At 62.4% G+C, this 16,973-nt stretch carries 13 protein-coding genes; 1 reads left to right on the top strand and 12 read right to left on the bottom strand.

Features of this window, described 5'->3' with window-relative positions:
• Positions 1–10: 10 nt before the first annotated feature.
• The 12 genes from truA to WKI89_RS11555 all read right to left on the bottom strand — a co-directional run bounded on the left by truA (position 11) and on the right by WKI89_RS11555 (position 14,695).
• On the bottom strand, positions 11–808 hold the full coding sequence (truA, locus tag WKI89_RS11500) for a tRNA pseudouridine(38-40) synthase TruA (RefSeq protein WP_337869765.1): 798 nt from the start codon (positions 806–808) through the stop codon (positions 11–13).
• A gap of 26 nt (positions 809–834) precedes the next feature.
• A complete protein-coding gene (locus WKI89_RS11505; protein ID WP_337869767.1) occupies positions 835–1,926 on the bottom strand; it encodes an ABC transporter ATP-binding protein in 1,092 nt (363 codons plus the stop codon).
• Positions 1,923–3,491 (bottom strand): iron ABC transporter permease, encoded by a 1,569-nt coding sequence (locus WKI89_RS11510; RefSeq protein WP_337869768.1) that lies wholly within the window; start codon positions 3,489–3,491, stop codon positions 1,923–1,925. The genes WKI89_RS11505 and WKI89_RS11510 overlap by 4 nt, the downstream gene beginning before the upstream one ends.
• A 413-nt stretch (positions 3,492–3,904) precedes the next feature.
• Positions 3,905–5,248 (bottom strand): nitrate/nitrite transporter, encoded by a 1,344-nt coding sequence (locus WKI89_RS11515; RefSeq protein ID WP_337869770.1) that lies wholly within the window; start codon positions 5,246–5,248, stop codon positions 3,905–3,907.
• The gene (locus WKI89_RS11520; protein WP_337869772.1) at positions 5,245–5,757 is read right to left on the bottom strand and encodes a carbonic anhydrase; all 513 of its coding nucleotides are present in this window, start codon (positions 5,755–5,757) and stop codon (positions 5,245–5,247) included. Before WKI89_RS11520 ends, WKI89_RS11515 begins: the two co-directional genes overlap by 4 nt.
• Positions 5,758–5,809: 52 nt before the next feature.
• Positions 5,810–7,156: a nitrate/nitrite transporter gene (locus WKI89_RS11525; protein ID WP_337869773.1), complete on the bottom strand. Its 1,347-nt coding sequence runs from the start codon at positions 7,154–7,156 to the stop codon at positions 5,810–5,812.
• Positions 7,143–7,895 carry a respiratory nitrate reductase subunit gamma gene (gene narI, locus WKI89_RS11530; protein ID WP_337869774.1) on the bottom strand — a complete coding sequence of 251 codons (753 nt, stop codon included), beginning with the start codon at positions 7,893–7,895 and terminating at the stop codon, positions 7,143–7,145. The genes WKI89_RS11525 and narI overlap by 14 nt, the downstream gene beginning before the upstream one ends.
• A complete protein-coding gene (locus WKI89_RS11535; RefSeq protein ID WP_337869776.1) occupies positions 7,892–8,467 on the bottom strand; it encodes a nitrate reductase in 576 nt (191 codons plus the stop codon). Before WKI89_RS11535 ends, narI begins: the two co-directional genes overlap by 4 nt.
• A gap of 97 nt (positions 8,468–8,564) precedes the next feature.
• Positions 8,565–10,073: a nitrate reductase subunit beta gene (narH, locus tag WKI89_RS11540; protein WP_337869777.1), complete on the bottom strand. Its 1,509-nt coding sequence runs from the start codon at positions 10,071–10,073 to the stop codon at positions 8,565–8,567.
• A gap of 25 nt (positions 10,074–10,098) precedes the next feature.
• Entirely contained in the window at positions 10,099–13,707 is a 3,609-nt protein-coding gene (locus WKI89_RS11545) for a nitrate reductase subunit alpha (protein WP_337869779.1), read from the bottom strand.
• Entirely contained in the window at positions 13,704–14,507 is an 804-nt protein-coding gene (locus WKI89_RS11550) for a c-type cytochrome (protein WP_337869781.1), read from the bottom strand. The genes WKI89_RS11545 and WKI89_RS11550 overlap by 4 nt, the downstream gene beginning before the upstream one ends.
• Positions 14,504–14,695, bottom strand: coding sequence for a hypothetical protein (locus WKI89_RS11555; RefSeq protein WP_337869782.1), 192 nt, complete (start codon positions 14,693–14,695; stop codon positions 14,504–14,506). Before WKI89_RS11555 ends, WKI89_RS11550 begins: the two co-directional genes overlap by 4 nt.
• A gap of 90 nt (positions 14,696–14,785) precedes the next feature.
• On the opposite strand from WKI89_RS11555, the gene WKI89_RS11560 reads away from it, so the two are divergent.
• A complete protein-coding gene (locus WKI89_RS11560) occupies positions 14,786–16,744 on the top strand; it encodes a BTAD domain-containing putative transcriptional regulator (protein ID WP_337869784.1) in 1,959 nt (652 codons plus the stop codon).
• The last annotated feature ends 229 nt before the right edge of the window (positions 16,745–16,973 follow it).

The raw sequence follows: 16,973 nt of genomic DNA on the forward strand, positions 1-16,973 counted from the left end.
AACACACTCATTAGTGGTAGGGCTGGTAGCCAGCACGTACAAAGTAGAGGCCGTGGGCGGGAGCGGTGGTGCCTGCATCCTTGCGGGTACCACCCTCGAGCAGGGTGGCAATGGAGCTCGAGTCGCGCTTGCCCAGCCCAATCTCTACCAGCGTGCCCACCATGCTGCGCACTTGGCCACGTAAAAAGCCCGACCCCACAAACTCAATCCAGATTTCCCGCCCACCCTCGGTAGGCCACACTTCCAGATGGGTACGGTAGATTTGCCGGATGGTGGCGCGCTCTTCCTTTACAGCGAAGGCCCGAAAGTCGCGGGTGCCTACCAGGAATTCCAGCGCATGCCGCATGGGAATTAGGTTGAGCGAATGCGGAATCCACCAGACCCGGTGGCGGTCTAAGGCGGGGGGCATGCGGCGCTGCAGGATGCGGTAACGGTACTCGCGCCAGTGGCAGCTTTTGCGGGCGTGAAAATCGGTTGGGACTTCCTCTGCGGCAAGGGCCCGGATATCGGGGGGCAGGAGGGAATTGAGGGCGTAGGGGATTTTTTCGGTGGGGATGTTGTCCAGGGTGTCGTAATGCACCGGCATGGCCAGGGCGTGCACCCCGGCATCGGTGCGGCCACAGGGCCATATTTTGGGCCTTGCACCGGGAATTTTGCTAAGGGCGGCCTCGAGTTCCTGTTGCACTGTGCGCTCGCCCTGGGCCTGGGTCTGAAGCCCGGCGAAATGGGTTCCGTCGTACTCGAGGGTGAGCAGGATGCGCCTGAGTGAGGGGTTGGGTAGCTCGAGGTCTTCCAAAGCGATTGACATTGTATCGGCAACGCTTCATGGGCGTTCTACCTACCCCGCCCTACCACCACGGCCTTGGCCCGTACCAGCACCCGCACCTTATCGCCGGGGTAGAAGCGGCTTTCCGGGCTTTCCTGCACAATCAACTCGCGGCTGCCGAGCTGGACGCGGTAGGTCATGTCGTGGCCCTTGAACTCTCGAGCCAGTACGGTGCCCTCCAACTGCTTGGCGGAAATGCCCAGGTGTCCGAGCGGGGCTGCCAGGCTCAGCCCTTCTGGGCGCAGCGAGAGCAGCACCGCGCCCTGGGCCTCCTCCGAGAGGAGGATACGCCCCAGTGGGGTCTCGGCCTCGAGGCCCCTGGCTTCGCCCGGAATGAGGTTGGTGCGCCCTAGAAACTGGGCTACGAAGGGGGTGCGGGGGTGGTGATAGACCTCTTCGGGGGTGCCGATCTGCTCGAGCTGTCCGCTGCGCATGACCGCCAGCCGGTCGGCAATGGAGAGGGCTTCTTCCTGGTCGTGGGTGACCAGGATGGCCCCAATGCCCGCCTGCTTCAGGAGTGCGCGCACCTCGTCGCGGGTAGACTGGCGCAGGGCGGCGTCCAGGCTGCTGAAGGGCTCGTCGAGCAGTACCAGTTTGGGGCCGGGGGCGATGGCGCGGGCCAGGGCCACACGCTGCTGCTGGCCCCCGGAAAGCTCGCCGGGCTTGCGGTCTTTGAAGACGTTAAGGCCTACCAGACCCAGCACCTCCAGGACGCGGGCCTGCCGCGCTGGGCCCCGCAGGCGACGCAGACCAAAGGCCACGTTCTCAAACACGCTCAGGTGCGGAAATAGGGCATAGTCCTGAAACACAAAGCCGATGCCCCGCTCCTCTGGGGGCAGTCTAGTAATTTCCCGCCCTTCCAGCCAGATCTGGCCGCTGTTCGGCTGCTCGAAACCGGCGATGAGCCGCAGGGTGGTGGTCTTGCCGCAACCCGAGGGGCCCAGCAGGGCAAACACCTCGCCCTGCTCCACCGTAAAACCCACGTCCTCTACTACCGGGGGAAAGTCGGGGTGGAAGCGCTTGGTCAGGCCCTGCACCCGCAGGATGGGGGTGTGGGCTTGGGTAGGAGTGGTGGGGCGTAGGGCGTGTTGGGTGTTCATCGTCGTTCCTGGGAAAGCAGCAGGCCCACCAGTCCAGCCGAGAATAGCACGATCAGGAGGGCATAGGGGGCGGCCTCTGCGAACATCGCTTCTGAAGTGTAGCCCCAGATGCGGGTTGAAAGGGTGGAGTATCCTACCGGGGCCAGCAAGAAGGTGAGGGGCAGTTCCTTTACCGCCGACAAAAAAACCAGGGCCATGCTGGCTAGCAGGCCCCGCCGCAGCAGGGGAAAGGTGGCCCGCAAAAAAGCCTGCAAGGGTTTATAGCCCAGGCTGCGGGCGGCCTCCTCGAGCCGGGGCGGAGCCTGGTAGAGCGCGCTGCGGATGGGGCCGATGGCCTCGGCCAGGAAGTGCAGTGCATAGGCCAGAATCAGCAAGGCCAGGGTCTGGTAGAGAAAAGGTACCCCGCGCAGGCTGAAGAAGATCAGGGCCAGGGCAAAAGCCAGCGGGGGGGTGGCATAGCCGATGTAGGCAGCGCGCTCCAGGAGCCTCGAGAGCCGGCCTGGGTAACGCACCCCCAGGTAGGCCAGCGGCAGCGCCAGACAGGCCGCCAAAAATGCGGCTGGAGCCGCGGCCTGCACGGAGTTGCGCAGGGCTTCCAGAATACCCCCCAGGCCATTGACATAGGTGCTGGGGTGCTGCGCCAGCCAGTACCCAATGGAGGTGAGCGGTACCACCAGGGCCCCCACAATGGGCACCGCCATCAGGCCCAGCGAGGGCAGCAGCCAGAACCCCAGGCGTACCGGTTGGGGTTTTCGGGCGCTGCCCAGACCCACCCGGCTCAGGGAGAGGTTTTTGAGCAGGCGGGCCTCGAGCCAGAGCAGGCTTCCGGTGAGCAGAATGAGCATCAGCGAGAGCCAGGCCGCGTAGACCCGGTCGAAGGAGGCCGAGTACTGCAAGTAGATGGCGTAACTGAAGGTCTCAAAGCGCACCAGGCTGACCACCCCAAAGTCGCCCAGCACGTGCAGGCCAATCAGGAGCCAGCCGGCAAACAAGGCCGGCCTGAGCTGGGGTAGCACCACCCGCCAGAAGACCTCGAGGCCCCTATACCCCAGGCTGCGGGCCGACTCCTCGAGGCCCGCGTCCAGCCCCAGAAGCGCCGCCCGCAGGTTCAAAAACAGATAGGGATAGGTAAAAAGGGTCAGCACCCCCAAGGCCCCCAGGTAGCCGGTGGGCCGGGGCCAGGGGAAGCCCAGGAGGTGCTCGAGCCAGCCGCCGGCCCCAGTAGCCCCAAAGAAGCCAAACACCCCCACGTACCCCGGCACCGCCAGCGGCAAGACCAACAAAACTGTCCAGAAGCGTTTGCCCCGCAGGTTGGTACGGCTGGTCACCCAGGCCAGCGGGAGGGCCAGGGCCGTGGTGAGGGCAATCACCCCCACCAGCAGCGCCAGGGTGTTGCCCAAGAGTTGCAGGTTACGCTCCCGCAGCACAATTTCGGCAAGCTGCTGGGGTTCGGCCTGGGCCGCCCGCAGTACCAGGTATAGGAGCGGCAACAGCACCGCCGCGCCCACCAGCAACGCTACTGCCAGCAGGGGTTTGGGGATGGGTTTGGACAGACCATAGACCATGTGCGTAGCGCAAGCAGGCCGCCCTGGGGCCGCGTATCCCCAAAGCTAGCAAGCTATAGAATATAAATCAAGTATCTTTGTCGGTTTTTGGCGCTTTACTGGCAAGTCTGATTTACGAGGAAAACACACATTCCGAGGCAAAGCTGGCCGAGGAATCTGTTGGGGTGTGGTCAAGGAAATCGGTCGTGTCCGTGCCGTATCAGATTCCTCCTTCGTCGGAATGACCGGTGTTGGGTGATGGGAGCTCGAGGATTCCTGCAAGGGACTTGAGGAAAAGACCCTCGTGCGCACCTAGTGGCACATACGCGCAGAGTTGGTATTCGCACTGGCCGGGTACGCAAAGTGAAAGAGGCCTTGCTACGAGGCCTCTAGGTAACAGATTTGTGTGAACCCGCTTGCATAGAAGGGGGAGCTTAACAAGGTTTTTCAGCGCCCCTGCGGGTGTAGTAATACCAGTTGAGCAACACGTTTAGGGCATAGAAAACCGCAGCTCCATAGAAAAAGCCGACAGCAGAGCCGGTGCTGCCAATAATGGCCCCAATCAGGGAGGAGAACACGAAGGGGCCATAGGCGGCGATGGCGGCGGTCCAGCCGATCACCCCGCCGGCCTTGCGCGGTTCGAAGATCATGGGCATCTGCTTGAAGGTGCTGGCGTTGCCAATGCCGGCAAACAGGAAGACCAGCAACATAAAGAGCACGAACCAAGGGAACTGCTCGAGGGAAACGGGCCGCAGAAAGAAGGTGACGCCAATGGCCGAGATAAGCAAGCCAATGCCACTTACTTGTGTCCAGATGGCCCCGCCGTAGCGGTCGGTGAGGGGGCCCATCAGTACCCGGATAAGCGAGCCCACCAGCGGCCCCAGAAAAGCAAAGGCCAGGGGGTCGGGGGCTCCTTCAAACTTGCCGTACACGGTGCGTATAAGCAGGGGGAAGGTGGCCGAGAAACCCGAGAAGGAGCCGAAGGTCATGATGTAGAGGCTGGTCATGATCCAGGTGTGCTTGTCGCCAAAGATATCAAACTGCTCGCGGAAGTTGGCCCGCACCGGCACGCTTTTTAGCCAGAGCCAGGCCAATGCTGCTCCCATCAGCACCAGCGGCACGTACACCAGCGTGGCGTTTTGTAGCCAGATGGGTTTGCCGACCTCGCCCTTGGTGAAGGTTTGCGGGTCGCCCAGCAACGAGCCCAATAGGGCAAAGCCGATAATCCAGGGGGTCACAAACTGCACCACCGAAACCCCAAAATTGCCCACCCCAGCCTGAATCCCCAGGGCTGTGCCCTGTAGCTTTTTGGGGAAGAAGTAGCTGGTGCTGGGCATAAAGCCCGAGAAGTTGCCCCCGCCAATCCCGGCCAGAAAAGCCAGCACCATCAAAACCCAGAACGGAGTAGCGGTGTTTTGCACGGCCCAGGCCCAGCCCAGTAAGGGCACCAGCAGTAGCAGCGTGGAGTAGGTGACCAGGTGGCGGGTTCCCAGGATGGGCGGCAAAAAGGTCCAGATGATGCGCAGGGTGCCCCCGGCCAGCCCCGGCATGGCGGCCAGCCAGAAAAGCTGCGATGTGCTGAGCTGAAAACCCACGTTGGGTAGGCGCACGACCAGGGCGCTCACCACAAACCAGGTAATAAAGGCCAGGGTTAGGTTGAAGGTGGTAATCCAGAGGGTACGCCAGGCCAAGGCTTTACCCTGGGTTTCCCAAAACTGGGGGTCTTCGGGCTCCCATCGGGTTAGCCAGGTGGTGGGAAGGGGTTTGGAAGGGTTCATGGGTTCCTCTCGAGGCCCACCCAAGCAGCCTCATGTGCTGGGGTATGGGCATCCAAAACGACCAGGCGGTGGTCTTCCACGCGGTACAGAAGCGGTACGACCGGAAGCCCCAGCCGTGCGGTCAGTTTGCGGGCTTGGCGCCGGGTAAAGGGTTCTACCTCGCCAATAGCCAGCGCGGCAATCTGGGCGCGGTAGCGCTGGATATAGTGTTCGTGGGTGGGTAGGTGGTTGAGCACATAGGGGTCGGGGTACTGCATCGCGCAGTCGGTGTGCCCAATCAGGGCGATGGCCCCAATGCCCATGCGGGCTACCGAGAAGGCCAGGTAGGGCTCTACGGGTGCGGGGTTGGCCCCCCCGGTGCGCAACACGAAAGCGAAGTTTTCGGGCATGTGCAGGTGGATGCGAAAGTCCATACAGGTCACCACGGCCAGGACGGGGTGGTCGAAGGGCGGGAAAAACTGGCCTTGGTTGTGGCTTTGCAGCAAGATTTCGATGGGTTCAGGTAACATTGGCTATCTCCGTACGTCCCGTAGTGCCTTGTGCATCTTCTGACCCGTGCCCTCAGTGCCCCTCGGGGTGGTGCTCGATTTTGCCCCGGAGGTGCGGTGCAGCCTGATTGAGCATGGCGATAACCGTAAGGTGCATCCAGATGGCGCTGATGGCGGTGAGGATGAACAGCACCACGAAGGTCATCTGGGGCAACCCAGTCCAGGCCTGGGCGTAGGCGAAGAGCGGGGGCAGGAAGAACCCACCCAGCGCACCCAGCATGCCGACCAGACCGCCTACCGCCCCCACATCTTTGGGGAAGTACTCGGGGATGTGCTTGTACACCGCAGCCTTGCCGATGCCCATGGCTACCCCGACCAGGAAAATCAGAAGGGTAAAGGGCCAGACCGTCATGGTGTAGTGCATGACCTCGCGCATGCCGTCGGGCTCGATCCGGCTGGGCAGATACAACACGATGTGCCCGTCGGGCATGGACAGGAGCCAGGTGGCAAAAAGCATGGTGCCAAAGGTCCAGTACATCACCCGCCGGGCCCCGTAGCGGTCGGAGAAGTAGCCCCCCACCGGGCGCAACAGACTGGCCGGGAAGATAAACAGGGCGGTGAGCAGGGCGGCCTGGTAGAGGGGTAGCCCGAAAACATCTACGTAATACTTGGGGAGCCAGGCCGAGAGTGCCACGTAGGCCCCAAAGACCACCACATAGTAAAGGCTAAAGCGCCAGACCCGGATGTTCTTGAGGGGGCGCAGCATCTCCAGGAGGGGCCGACCCTGACCGGGCTTGCGATCTATGCGGGGTGTAAAAACCCACATGGCCAGGGCCATCAAGACCAGCAACACCGCGTATAGAAAGGGCACAAAACGCCAGCCGCCCGGTACCAGCCCACCTAGGTAGCCTGCTGCCGGTACCGAAGCGATGATGGCCGGGCCGATGAACTTGGTGACGCTGGCCCCCACATTACCGGCCCCGAACACCCCCAGGGCAAACCCCTGCTGCTCCCTGGGGAACCAGGCTGCGTTCCAGGCGATGCCCACACTAAAGGCGTTACCCGCAAAGCCGACCAGGAAGGCATAGAGCAGGAGTGCTTCGAAGCTGCTGGCCTGGGAGACCAGGTAGGCCGGGATGGCAGTGAAGAGCAGCATGGCGGTAAAGACCACCTTGCCCCCGTAGCGGTCGGTGAGGATGCCCGCCACAAGCCGCCAGATGGAGCCGTTCAGAATGGCCACCGCCGAGAGCCAGCTAAGCTGTACGTCGGTCAGGCCGAACTCCTTGCGGATGGGGATGCCCAGCACCCCGAACATCAACCAGACGGCAAACATTAGGGTGAAACCCAACGTAGAGAAGGTGAGCACTTCCAGGCGCTGCTTGCGCTCGGAAGAATTGGCATGGGGGTTAGTCTGTACCATAAGCACCCCCTTTTTCGGCAGTTTGAGGCTGGGCAGATGGGCGGGCAGCGGTGGGTACGGCGGGGCGGCGGTGTTTGCGTACCCAGATCGCCAACTGCCAGGGCCGCCACAAGTAGCCCAGCGGTACGGTGATGATGTGAATCAGTCGGGTAAAGGGGAACAGCGCCAGCAAGACCCAGAAGTTGAAGACGTGGAGCTGGATCCAGAAGGGCAGGTCGGCTACCAGCTCGGGCCGGGGGCGCAGGGTGAGAATGGACCACAGGTAAGGGGTGAAGACCGAGGGGAACCAGTAGGAGCCGTAGCGGTACAGCACGGCGGTGAGAACACCCGTAACCACCGAGACCAGTAGCAGCAGCAGCACGATTACATCGGAGGGGCGGGTTACGGCCAGGATGCGCCGGTTGGAGAGCCGGCGGTAGAGCAGCACCAGCAGCCCCCCCAGCGTCCACAAGGCCAGGGCCAGGCCGGTGATTTCTAGCAGAAAGAGTCGGATGGGCACGGCATTCCACCACAGGAGGCCCTGTGGTACCAGAACGGCCAGCAAGTGCCCCAGCAGAATGATCAGAATGCCCCAGTGAAAGGGGATCGAGCCAAAAAAGAGCAGCTTGCGCTCGAGCAACTGGCTCGAGAGACTGCTGACGCTAAAAGGCTTACCGCGCATCCGCTGGAAGCTGACGACAAAGAGGAGTGCCAGCGCCACATAGGGAAAGACTTGAAACAGCAGTACGTTCCAGTTCATTCGTGCCCTCCTTTGGATAGGCTGCCGAAGAGCGAACCCATCACCACAGGCAGTTGCAAGTCGGGGGCTTTGGTGTAGGGTTTAACGGCCTCTAGCGTCGCTTCCAACAGCATCAGATAAGGATTGCTGGGCTCGAGAGTCTTGAGGGTCTGAATCATCTGGTGCAGGGCCGGCTCCAGCAGTTGGCGTAACTCGGGTAGGGGTTCTGGGTCTACAGCCAGGTAGCGCAGGACGGGGATCAGGTGATCGGGAATCTCACCCGCGGCATCTATTCCCAGAGCCTGATAGGCCGCGTTGAGTTCAGCCATTAGGCGGCCCCGCCGGTAGTCCTCGCCGTAGACGGCATAGCCGATATAAGGCGCGGTGAGCGGGGTGAGCTCGAGGGTGCGGGTGAAAAGCTCCTCGCGCTCGGCTAGTTTGAGCCCGGAGAGGGCCTTGAGGAAGCGCTCGAGCAGGTCTTTGGCCCTCGATTTTGATTTTGGTAGATCCTTTAGCCTCTTCCACAGGGCCCTGGTGGAGCCCGGTTGGGGGTAGTGGTAGGCAAGCGCTAGGGTTGTAAGTAGATCGTCCATATAGATACCTCTTGGGGAGATGAAAGGCAGTGAAAGTGGAAAGAAAGGGCTTCTGACTTCGCTTTTCTCTTTCCTCCTTTCTCGCCTTTTCGCCGTTCTAGTCGCCCCTCACTGGCAACTCGATAAAGCCCACCCCGGTCTCGCCCTTGTGGGCCAGGGGGTCGTTCCAGACCTCTACCGCCATCTCGCGGTGGTAGGGCGGCACCACGAAGCGTTCTGCAAGGGTGGGCTTGGCGGTGAGCTGGTAGATGGCCTCGATCTCCTCGGGGGTGGTTCCGGCAGCCTCTACCATCCGCAGAGTGGCCTCGTCAATGCTGCCCTCCACGCTTTGCCGGCGCTTGTAGATGCGCACGGCCAGCAGCTTGCGCAGGATGGGCTTGACCACCTCTACGTTGCCTGCGGCAAACAGATTAGCCAGGTACTCCAGCGGCAGACGGGCTTTTTCCAAGTGATTGAACAGTTCGAAATCTATTTTTTCGGGGGAGAGCTCGAGCTTGACCAGGCCCTCCTCGATGCTGCTCACGATGGGGGAGAGGGGGGGGATGTAGAAGAGCATGGCCATGGTGCGGTACTCGGGGTGCAGGGGCAGGGCCAGCTTCCAGACCTTGACAAACTTGTACACTGGCGAGTCTTGCGCAGCCTTGATCCAGTCGCCGCCCAGACCGTTCTCCTTGGCGGCCACAATTACGGCGGGGTCGAAAGGGTCGAGGATGGCATTGAGCTGGGCCTGTACTAGGTCTTTGGTATCGGTTTGGGCCGCCATGGCAATCTGGTCGGCGTCGTAGAGGATCACCCCCAGGTAGCGGATGCGCCCCACGCAGGAGTGGAAGCAGGCCGGGGCCTGGCCGGTCTCGAGGCGGGGGAAGCACAGGATGCACTTCTCGCTCTTGCCAGTAGCCCAGTTGTAGTAGACCTTTTTGTAGGGGCAGGCCGCCACGCACATGCGCCAGCCCTTGCACTTGTTCTCGTTGACCAGCACCACTCCGTCCTCGGCGCGTTTATAAATCGCGCCGCTGGGGCAGGCTGCTACGCAGGCCGGGTTCAGGCAGTGGTTGCAGATGCGGGGCAAGTAGTTGAAGGCCACCCGTTCGATTTCGGCCATCTGGGCCTGAATCTCCGGGGATACGCCGGCCCAGTTGGGGTCGTTTTTGGCGTAGAGGTTGGAACCCCCCAGGTCGTCGTCCCAGTTGGGGCCTGCGGCGATGTTCATGGGCTCGCCGGTGATCATTGAGATGGGCCGGGCTACCGGCTGGTCGTCGCTCTCGGGGGCGTTAAAGAGGCTCTGGTAGTCGAAGGTGAAGGGTTCGTAATAGTCGTCAATCTCGGGCAGGGCCGGGTTGAAGAACAGGTTGGCCAGCCCCCGGGCGCGGGAGTGCAACTTGAGCTCGAGCCGCCCGTTCTTTTTTTCCCAACCCCCCTTGAACCGCTCCTGGTCTTCCCAGCCGGTGGGGTAACCCGTACCGGGCCGGGTTTCGACGTTGTTCCACCACATGTACTCGGTGCCCTTGCGGTCGGTCCATAGGTTTTTACAGGCGACCGAGCAGGTGTGGCACCCGATGCACTTATCGAGATGGAAGGTCATGGAAACGTGTGCACGTACGTTCATGGCTATCTCCTTGGCAAGAAACCAGCTACCACTGGGGCTGCTCGATACGCCGGACATACACAAAGGTGTCGCGGTTGACCCCTACCGGCCCCCAGTAGTTGAAGGCGTAGGTGAACTGGGCATAGCCCCCGCTCATCAATACCGGCTTGAGGCGGGCGCGGGTGATGGAGTTGTTCATGCCGGCCCGTTTGCCCCGCAGCGGCGACTTAGGTACTGAGAGGGTGCGCTCGGTGGCGTGATACACGAAGACCGTACCCCTGGGGATGCGGGCTGAGACGATGCAGCGCTGTACAAAGACCCCGTTGTCGTTGAACAGCTCAACCCAGTCGTTGTCGCGGATGCCCATCTCCTGGGCGTCCTTGTCGTTGAGCCAGACAGGATAGCCGCCACGGGAGAGGGTCATCATGCGGTGGTTGTCGGAGTATGTCGAGTGGATGCTCCACTTGCCGTGGGGGGTGATGTAGTTGAGGAGCTTGCCCTGGGCCTCGGCTTTGGTGACCTCGGTCTCGAGCAGCATGGTGTGGTCGGGACGTGGCTTGTAGGTGGGCAGGTGCTCGCCCCAGGCCAGGTAGTTCTCGTGATCTAGGTAGAAGTGCTGCCGGCCTGAGAGGGTGCGCCAGGGAATCAGGCGCTCGACGTTGAGGGTAAAGGGACTGTAGGGACGGCCCTGGTTGATGATGGCGCTCCAGGTGGGGGTGGTGAGCTGGCGACGTGGCTGGGCCACAATATCCGAGAAGCTAATGCGGACATCGCGCATGGGCTCGGCCAGGTCGGCAAGCTTTACGCCGGTCTTCTTCTCTTCGTCCTTGAAGGCGCGGTAGGCCAGCTCGCCGTTGGAGACCGGATCGAGGTAGAGGATGGCCTCGGCCACTTGCCGGGCGCTTTCCAGGCTGGGGTAGACCGCGCCGTTCAGCTTGCGCCCTTGCCGCTTGCGGAGGTCGTCGTAGAAGTCGCCCGCGGGAATGCTGAGGCCGTGCATTCCTACGCCGTTTTTCTCAATGCCTTCGCCCAGCGAGACCATTTTCTCGTACACCAGAGGATACTGCCGTTCAACCACGCGGAACTTGGGCATGGTTTTGCCGGGGATGGGCTCAACCTGTCCTTTCTTCCAGTCGCGGTCGTCGAGCTGGGCCAGCTCGTCGGGGGTGTCGTGCTGGAGCGGGATCATCACAATATCCTTGACTGGTTGGGCCAGGTGTTTTTGGGCCAGCTCGCTAAAGCGCTGGGCGATGGCTTTGTAGATGTCCCAGTCGTTTTTGCTTTCCCACAACGGGGGTACGGCGGCCTGCATGGGGTTGATGTAGGTGTGCAGGTCGGTGGTGTTGAGGTCGTCTTTTTCGTACCAGGAGGCGGTGGGTAGCACGATGTCGGAATACAGGGCGCTGGTGTCCATGCGGAAGTTCAGATCCACTACCAGATCGAGCTTGCCCTGAGGCGCCTCTCGCCGGTACCTGACTTCGCTCACGTGTCCGCTGGCCTGCTCCTGGGCCACGGTGTTGGTGTGGGTGCCCAGGTAATGCTTCAGGAAGAACTCGTGTCCTTTGGCGGAGGTTCCGATGGCATTGCCACGCCAGATAAACCAGACTCGAGGCCAGTTGGAAGGCGCGTCGGGGTCGTCTATGGCGAACTCCAGCTGCCCTTCTTTGAGCTGCTGCACCACATACGCCACAATTTCTTGCTCGGTTTTGGCGCCGGCCTTTTCGGCCTCTTTGACTACCTCGAGGCTCGACTTGTTGAACTGTGGAAAGAAAGGCAGCCAGCCCTTGCGCACTGCCCGGGCCTGGTGGTCAATGGTGTGATCCATGATCGTCTTCGCCGAGCCGTTCTTCTCTACGGTTTTGTCGTAGTCCTTGTAGCCCCGCTCGTAACGCCACTGGTCGGAGTGGATGTAGTGGAAGCTGGGGGTGTTTTGCTGCCGGGCCGGGTAGCCCCAGTCCCCGGCAAAGGCGATGGGCCCCCAGCTGGCCTGGTTGGCGAGTTTTTCTTGCCCCACGTAGTGCGCCAGCCCACCGCCGTTAACGCCCACCGACCCGGTGAGCATCAGGGCCACGATGCCTGTGCGGTAGAGCAGGTTGTTGTGGTACCAGTGGTTGGCCCCCGCGCCGATGATAATCAGGTTTTTGCCCTGGGTTTTCTCGCCGTTTTCGGCCCACTCGCGGGCGTAGCGAATCAGAGTGTCACGGTGGATGCCAGTGTACTGCTCCTGCCATGCCGGGGTGTAGGGCCCTACCTCGTCGTAGCTTTGGGGGTAATCGCCACCCAGTCCCCGATCCACCCCAAACTGGGCCATCAGCAGATCGAAGACGGTGGTAACTATCACCTGCTGACCGTCTTTAGTGGTCAGCTTCTTAACCGGAACACCCCGGTGGCGTTTTTGGTTGGCGCCGAAGTCGTCGAACTCGAGCTGGAGCACTTCATCGGCCCGGTCGTGGAAGCTCAATAGCGGGTCAATTTCCTCGCCGGTCTTGGCATCCTTGAGCTCTAGGTTCCACTTGCCCCTCTGGCTTTGCCAGCGGAAGCCAATGGTGCCACCGGGCATCCGGGGAGCGCCCGACCGCTCGTCCCAGACCAGCAGCTTCCAGTCGCCGTTTTCTTCGTCTGCGTAGTCGGCCAGTTGGTTGGCCCGCAGGTAGCGGCCTGGCCTGCCGTCTTTAACCTCGACCAAAATGGGGCTGTCGGTGTAGCGCTTGAGGTAGTTGACAAAGTACGGCACTTGTTTGAGGAGGTAGAACTCCTTGAGGATGACGTGGTTCACCGCCATCCAGAAGGCCCCGTCCTGGCCTGGATTGATGGGCAGCCACCAGTCGGCATACTTGGCGACCTGGTTGAAGTCCGGCGCAAAAACCGTGAACTTGGCCCCGGCGTAGCGCCCCTCGGCCACGTAGTGCACGTCGGGGGTACGGGTCATGTTGAGGTTGGAGCCCACCACCGCGATAAAACGGGCGTTGTACCAGTCGGCGGCCTCGTGCACGTCGGTCTGCTCGCCCCAGATTTCGGGGCTGGCGTTGGGCAGGTCGCAGTACCAGTCGTAGAAGCTCATCGGCACGCCCCCAATCAGGCTCAAGAAGCGCGAGCCGGCGGCGTAGCTGATCTGCGACATGGCCGGAATGGGGCTAAAGCCGATAATCCGGTCGGGGCCGTATTGCTGGATGGTATGGATTAGCGAGGCAGCAATAATTTCCAGGGCCTCATCCCAGCTAAACCGTCTGAAACCCCCCTTGCCCCGTGCCCGCTGCCAGCGTCTGCGCTTCTCGGGGTCGCTCACCAGGCTCTTCCAGGCTGCAACAGGGTCGGCGTGCTGTTCCCGTGCTTCGCGCCACAGGTCAATGAGCGCGCCACGCGCGTAGGGATACTTGACTCGGATGGGGCTATAGAGGTACCAGGAGTAGCTCACCCCGCGCTGGCAGCCCCGGGGGGTGATGTCGGGCAGGCTGGGGTCTATGGCGGGGTAGTCGGTGGCCTGCAGCTCCCAGGTCACGATACCGTCCTTGACGAAGACCTCCCAGCTACAACTGCCGGTGCAGTTGACCCCGTGGGTGGTGCGCACCCGTTTGTCATGGGCGAAGCGGTTGCGGTAAAACTCCTCCCACTTGCGTTCGGTGGGGGCTTCCAGTTCCTTGATCCAGTCGCTCATGCGCTCCTCCTACGAATGCGTTCGGCCAGGCCTACCCGGCGGTTGTTCCACAACACGTACATAAGGCCAAACAGCACCACAAAGCCGATGAGTCCGGCAAACAACATGCGGGCCATGTCCATCTGGCTGGTGTTGGTGGGCTTACCTGCCGTCTGCGCAAAGAAAGCTGTGAGGGCCGAGATTTCCTCCTGGGTTAGGGGTTTGCCCTTGTAGCTTTCGCGCATTACTGGGAAGGCGATGTTGTTGAGCACCCCTTGGATTCCAGCCGCCCCTAACCGGGTGTGGAGGTCGGTGAGGTCTTTGCCCAGGCTGCCGCCGCCCATCGGGCCGAAGTTGCCCGCGGTGTGGCAGGCCATGCAGGGCGCACCGCCATTTTTGAAGGGCTGCTGACCCAGGAACAGGGCCCGGCCTTTCTCGGCCAGCGCAGGGTCGGTGGGGGCGGCAGGTGCAGAAGTTGTGGACGCCGCCGGTGCGGGTTCGGCTGCTGTGTCTCCTAGCCCTTTCAGATAGCCAGCGATGGCCTTGGCATCAGCCTCGCTCACCTGCGGCATGGCGGGCATCATCCCGTTATAGGTCTGCCCGCCCACCTCGAGCGGCCCGCTAATTCCCTCGCGGATGACCTTTATCACATAGGCTTCATCCTGCATGCGCGGGTTTCCCGCCAGCGGAGGGAAGGCCCCCGGAATGCCCTGGGCGTTTGCCCCATGGCAGCCCGCACAGTTTTGGCTGTAAAGCTGCTGCCCCTCGGCAGCCAGGGCCAAACCGAGCAGGACGGCCAAGCCAACCAGTCGTCGTTTCATGCCAGCCTCCTTTGGTTGTGGTTCTCCAGCCAGGACAGGAGCTCTTCGATGGCGTAAAAGGGATGTTCGGCCCCGGTCTTGGCGTCTTTAATCCGGCCCTCCCAGCGACCCGTCTCGTCCCGCCACAAGAGCACCAGGTACACCGGCGACTTGGGTGGGGGCAGATGACGGGGGGTGGGTTCGGCCATACAACCCTAGCTTGGGTCTGGGGTCTTACAGGCCACTTACAGGCTTGGGACATTTGCACCATCCGAACTTCCTAATTTGGAGAAAGAGCTATGAACCCGGTGCACTGGCAGCTCGACGAACAGGGGCGGATTATCGCCTGGAACAGGGATGCGGCCAACTTTTTTGGCCTACCTGCCTCGGCGGTGCTGTCCAAACCCTGTGCCGAGGTGGTTGGGGGCACCGACCCCTTTGGGCGTCCCCTGTGCGCGCGCTGTCCGGTACAGCGGGAGATTCGCTACGGGGCCTACCAGGCCAGCACGCCCCTGACCTGGCAGGGCCGGCGGCTCTGGTGCCAGGGTTATGCCGACAAGGGTGTTCGAATCGAACTCAAGGCCAGTGCCGGGTGTCAGCCGGGTGACCTGCTTACCTCGCTGGCCTGGGCTACCCGTCGGCTAACGGCCGAGCCGGGCCGCTTTTTCCAGACGCTGCAAGCTTTTCTGTCTGTCCTGCGCAGGGGGCTGGGCATGGAGGCCGCCGAGCTATTCTTGACCGACCCCCAGGAGCATTACCTGGTGCTTACCGCCTACGACGGCGTACACCGCGAAGCCTTTATGGAGAAGCCCTGGTTCGCCTGGGGCGAGGGTTATCCGGGGTTGGTGGCGCTGGGCCACCGGGCGCTGGTGACGCATGACCTGGCCGCCGACGATCGCTATCTGCGACAGAAGGTCAAAAAGCTGGGCTACAAAACCTACGTGTGCTACCCCCTCGAGCTCCCCCACGGCCTGATTGGGGTGCTCAACCTGGCCAGCCGCGACCCGGACGTGGAAGACCAGGCCCTTTTGCAGACGCTCAACCTGGTGGGGCCGGTGCTGGCGGCCTCGCTGTACACGGTGCTGACCCGACTGGGCGAGAACAGTCTGCACGCCATCGCCCAGGCCCTACGCCGCGGCGCCGAAGCCGAGGGGCTCGAGGTACTGCTGGGCCAGGCTATAGAGCTGAGCGGGGCCTCGGGGGTGTGGCTGGCGCTGAAAGATGGGCGCAATCTTTCCCAAGGGCGGCCCGCGGCGGCCTGCCCACACCTGGCCCGGTGTGGGGTCTGGCAGGGCCGGGTTCAAGGGGTCAAGACGGGCCTCGAGCCCTGCCCCCACGTCCAGGATGGGCGGCCCCGCTACTGCCTGCCGCTCTGGTCGGGTGCCAGGGTGATGGGCGTGCAGCAGTTTCACTTTGCCCGCCTGCCCCAGCCCCCTGGCCGGGCGGTGGCGGCCTTGCAGTGGCTCCTTCGGCTGGGTGCCGGGGTGCTCTGGCCCAAGGCCAAGGCGGTTACGGGAGCCCCTCGGCTGGAGATATTCACCCTGGGCGGGCTGCGGGTACGCCGGGACGGTGAAACCCTTTCGACCAAAGCCTTTGGCCGCCGTCAGGCCCTCACTCTGTTGAAGCTGCTGCTGGCCTACCGCGGCCAGACCCTCACCCGCGACGAGCTGTGCGCCCATCTCTGGCCGGGAGAGGAGCCCGAGCAGACCCAGGGGCGACTGCACGTGCTGGTACACGATCTGCGCCAGGCCCTGGAGCCGGAACCCAGCCAGCCCCAGGTGGTGGTGCGGGAAGGGGAGGGCTACCGTCTGGCCCTCCAGGCACCCTATTTTGTGGATGTGGAGCGCTTCGAGGAACTTTTGCGGCAGGCTGAGCGCGAAGAGGGGGCTGCGGCTCTCGAGCTCTTGCGCCAGGCGCTGGCCCTGTACAAGGGGGACTTTCTGGCCGATGAACCCTACGCCGACTGGGCCGAACTCGAGCGCAGCTACCTGCGCGAGCGGGCTGTTGGGGCCTGGTTCAGGGTGGCCGAGATCGCCCTGGCTCTGGGACAGCCCCGCGAAGCCCTCGAGGCCTACCGCCGTGTCCTTACCCTAGACCCCTGGCGTGAGGAAGCCTACGCCGAACTCATACAGACCCTGATGATGACGGGGCAAGAGCCCGAGGCCAGGAGCCTCTTCCAGCAGTATCGGGTGCGCATGGAGCGCGAGGGCTTGCCGGTTTCCCCCCATTTTGCCGAGATGTTGCGGGTGGGTACCTGAGGCTGGCTTGCTGAACTACGGCTTGTTAGCAACCAACATGATCGAAATCCAGCTCAGAATCCAGATGAAACCCGATTGTCTCGAGGCCATCCCCTTCTATGAGCAACCCGGCGGGATTCGGGTTTGATACGCATTTCGGTAGTATCGTTCACTTCGGCAAGCCTAAACGATACTACCGAAATGCTTTTCTACTCCCTTCGGTCGGCTTGAATCCTTCACCTCTGACTGC

Origin of the sequence: Meiothermus sp., assembly GCF_037443965.1 — a bacterium.
Taxonomy (GTDB): domain Bacteria; phylum Deinococcota; class Deinococci; order Deinococcales; family Thermaceae; genus Meiothermus.